Below are 4,155 nucleotides of genomic sequence, written 5' to 3' on the forward strand. Positions count from 1 at the left end.
GATTATTCCCGGGCCAACTGGATACCTCATCCCTACAATCCAAAGAACAATGTGAACTATTCCTACGAAGAATCGGGTTTCAAGCCTGAATACCCCAAACATCCCGGAGCCAATGTGCAGCCGTTCTTTTTTACTACCCCACAGCAGTCGGACAATCAAACCGTGCTGAAATATCAGCAGCTTTTCGTGAACAAGATGCTGGATCATGCACTGAAATATCCCAATGTGCTGTTTTGCATCGATAATGAGACTTCGGGGGAGGAGGCCTGGTCGGTCTACTGGGCGCGGTTCATCAGGCAGCGGGCTGATAAGGAAGATGTATCAGTCAATGTCACTGAGATGTGGGACGAGTGGGATCTAAAGGATCCTCAACACAGGCGTACATTCGATCATCCCGAAAGGTTTGAATTTGTGGATATTTCCCAGAACAATCACCAGACTGGCGAAACGCACTGGAACAATTTTCAATGGGTCAGGGATTATCTGAGTGACCGGCCACGGCCCATCAACAGCGTGAAAATATATGGTTCGAGTGCCGACAGCCATGGAGGTTCCGAACGGGATGCCGTGGAAAAGTTCTGGCGCTGGATCATTGGCGGTGCAACATCGGCCCGTTTCCACCGACCCAACGCCGGGATCGGACTGAATGAAACAGCGAAAACCCAGATCCGAAGTGCACGCATGTTCCTGAAAGAATTCAACATTTTTGACGCCAAGCCGGATACGGATCATAAGCTGCTGTCCGGGCGGGAAGAAAATGAAGCCTATTTAACCCGGATTCCCGGGAAAGCATATGCTGTTTATTTTACCAATGGGGGCACCGTGAACCTGAACCTCCCTGATGATCAAGATCAATTCCGGATAAAATGGCTGGATATTTCCGGATCGAACTGGAAATCTCAATCCATAATAAAAGGAGAGCAAACGGTAACTCTTGAAACGCCCGGCTTGGGTCATTACATCGCAGTGCTCACAAAAGAGGAAATAGAATAACATGTGTATTGCTGGAGCAAAAAAATTTTGTCCAATGAGCGATTTTATGTATATTGGCCTTCATAATTATTTAGCTCTGTTCATTACACAGACATTGTATCATTGTAAATCTAATAACTTTAATCATTATGAAAATATTCAGAAACACACTGTTGGTATTGGCTTTAACTTTTATTATTCACGCCTCCCCATTGGCACAATCTTCCCAGGATCATTCGGAATTGTTAGGAAGATGGGATCTTACCATAACCATCGAAGATGAGGAAAAAGAGGAACTCGGTCTTTTTCGGCATGGTTTGATGGCTGATGAGGGATTTCCGGGATGGCTTGAAGTGAAAAAGTCCGGATTCTCCACCCTTGTCGGTTACTATGTAGGATATGAAGGAAGCGCCCGTCCGATATCAGAGATTCACTATTCCGAGGAGGAGGATAAATATCATTTTACCATTCCACCGCAGTGGATGGATATTGATGATATCTATTTTGAATTCACGCTGGAGGATGATAAGTTGACCGGATACCAGGTACTTGACGGTCATAAACTTCACTGGACCGGCGTCCGGCAACCGGACCTCTCCAGAGAGGAACCCCCGGTATGGGGAAACCCTAAAAACCTGCTGGATAAGAACCTGTCACGATGGATCATCCCGGAAAACAACGAGTTCCGGATGGAGGACGGGGTCCTTGTAAATAAAGAGGCCGGAGGAAATCTGGTTACAAAGGAAAAATTTGATGATTTCAAGCTCAGCGTAGAATTCAGGTATCCGGAAGGAAGCAACAGCGGGATCTATCTGCGTGGACGTCATGAAGTTCAGATTCAAGATCATTACGGAGAAGATGTTGATGAGGTGAGTATCGGAGGCATTTACGGATTCATTGAGCCTGCAGTCAACGCGGCCAAAAAACCGGGTGAATGGCAAACCTATGAAATCACGCTGGTCGGACGGCATGTAACCATTGTACACAACGGTATTGAAGTTATTTCTAACCGCCCGATACCCGGAATAACAGGAGGTTCGCTGGACAGTAACGAGGGAAAGCCCGGACCCATCATGCTACAGGGTGACCATGGCCCCGTTGAATTCCGGAAAGTCGTCATCACACCGGCGGTCAACTGAGGCAGCCTACGGAAATATGGCTCTAACCCGAATTATTCTTGAATAATTCGGGTTAGAATGAATACTGGTAATCCATCGATATGATGTCCAGATAATCCTCAACAGGTGCTCCCGATAAACAAGTCTCAATGATCTTTCTTCCTGTAGCAGATAATTCGGGGGTTAAATACTTCTGTAATTCGGATTTGAAAAAATCAAACAGCATTTCAGCCCCGGCATCATAACCCGATGTTGTTACTTCATCTTGCCTGTGAACCTGAAGAAGCCTTGTAGGTATTTTTGCCCCTTCAATGGTAAGATAATTCAGTTCAAAACCCAGTAATTGGCAGCGCGCAGCTTGATATTGGTTGCTCCGAAGCTTTGCATTGCCTCTTCGGGTCAAATACTCACGCATCAACAATTGAGGTTTAAATCCCACCTCCCATGCTCCAATGTGCTGATTGGGGACAAGGGTGTAGCGCATCCGGGGGGTCTCCATAATTTGTTCCAGCAATAAATTCGCATGGTTTACCATTTTCCCCGTGGCAAACGGCCAATAAGAGCCTACGCCTTCACTCCCCATTTTACCACCCTCAACAATACTGGGATTTGCATGTCCACGTGGAGATACAAGCCTCCATAGCCAGGCCAGAGCCGGAGGTAAAATATGAAACAATCCAATAATTCCGTAGGTTGGATTTTCTTTTGTACAAGGCGGAGTGCGTACACCAAAACTTCGAATATCTACAGTTGCTGGTTGATTAACAATATTGGGCACAATATTTCGTGGAACAACTACTCTTGGGTTGGGGCATCTTTTTCCCGGACTGTCTTCTGTATGGTCCCAAATCAATGCGGTACAGTCCGGATTCGTTTTAATGTTCAGGAACAACAATGGTTCTTTTGGCTTGATGGTAAGTTTCTCAAGAAACGGGTCGTCTCCATAATCCTGGATACCATCAACCCTTATGAACCATGCATTTTCAGCATCTACAACAGTTAATTTACCATTTTTATTCTGAATTGATGGATGACATAAAGCCATATCATCCGTAACAGGATTAAAAGAACAGAACAAAGGAATGTTGATGAAATTTTTTTCACCGGTTACAGTATTTCCTCCTACAAATACCTCTCCATTTTCTTCTCTTACAATATTTTGGAGCATTTCACTCTTGCCTCCCCCACTTGCGCCTTCATGCATAAAAGTGGTGATGTTATCGTAGGGACTTACGACCTGAACAGTAGAACAATGGGCCGTTACCCATCCTTCTTTTTCGCCTTTGGTTAATAATGCCCCATAAACACCTTTTTTAGCACTTGGACCCGGATAAAGGTTATAGGAAAAGATTTCGTGTAAATTATCCGACCTATTATGCGCTACTACTTGTTTCCCGTTGAAATGGGTGTGTCGGAAAGTAGGAGCAACGAGAACAGCAGTTTCTATTAAAAGATCTTCAGGCAGTTCTTCTACTGGTATGATCCCCTGAAGCATGGCAAGGCCCATAGCAAAAAAGCCTGCATTGGCAGGTGCAACAGCAATACCGCCCGAGCCAATGTCGTCGCTTCCCGAAATAAAAAAGAATACCGCCAAATCCTGAGATTGAAGCCATTTTATAGTGTCTTTACGCAATGTATCGAAGTTAAACCCAAACCTATCGGCAAATCGTTCTTTGTCGCTGGGTAAATCATCTGCAATACTCATGCTGTCCGGATCCCTGCGCCGCATATACGCCTCTGTATAATTTGCCGAAATGCCATTGGAAACTCTATGGACGATTGCCTCGGTAAATTCACCTTTACCCGGGATTTCATATTTCACCTCGTAACTGCTGTTGCCGCCTCCAATAGCGGCATGAGCCAATTGTTTGACCGTGTCAAATGTTGTAAACGATTTACAACCATCAAGCACAATCTGAACATCATCAGGCAAAGCAATGCGCTTCTTTTCGAGTTTTTTCAGTAAATCTTCCATATATATGATTTTATTTTTATCGGGATAAAATAAAAAATAAAATCAGAAGCTTCCAAAATATTCTCACAGATGTGCACCTTATTTTTTAAT

Annotated in this window: 3 protein-coding genes; 2 read left to right on the forward strand and 1 reads right to left on the reverse strand. The window is 44.5% G+C overall.

The annotated features are described in order from the left end of the window. Positions 1–993, forward strand: a 993-nt coding sequence (locus tag KGY70_17995; protein MBS3777094.1) for a hypothetical protein, incomplete at its 5' end; no start/stop codon positions are given. Between the two features lie 128 nt (positions 994–1,121). Continuing rightward, positions 1,122–2,111 (forward strand): DUF1080 domain-containing protein, encoded by a 990-nt coding sequence (locus KGY70_18000; GenBank protein MBS3777095.1) that lies wholly within the window; start codon positions 1,122–1,124, stop codon positions 2,109–2,111. Between the two features lie 52 nt (positions 2,112–2,163). On the opposite strand, the gene KGY70_18005 is transcribed toward KGY70_18000, so the two are convergent. Continuing rightward, positions 2,164–4,065, reverse strand: a complete 1,902-nt coding sequence (locus tag KGY70_18005) for a DUF4914 family protein (protein MBS3777096.1) — start codon at positions 4,063–4,065, stop codon at positions 2,164–2,166. Between the last annotated feature and the right edge of the window lie 90 nt (positions 4,066–4,155).

The organism is Bacteroidales bacterium, from assembly GCA_018334875.1.
Taxonomy (GTDB): Bacteria; Bacteroidota; Bacteroidia; order Bacteroidales; family UBA12077; genus JAGXLC01.

Excerpts from the sequence above, each read along its gene's own strand:
- KGY70_18000 (MBS3777095.1), top strand. The coding sequence starts at position 1,122 with ATGAAAATATTCAGAAACACACTGTTGGTATTGGCTTTAACTTTTATT.
- KGY70_18005 (MBS3777096.1), bottom strand. The coding sequence starts at position 4,065 with ATGGAAGATTTACTGAAAAAACTCGAAAAGAAGCGCATTGCTTTGCCT.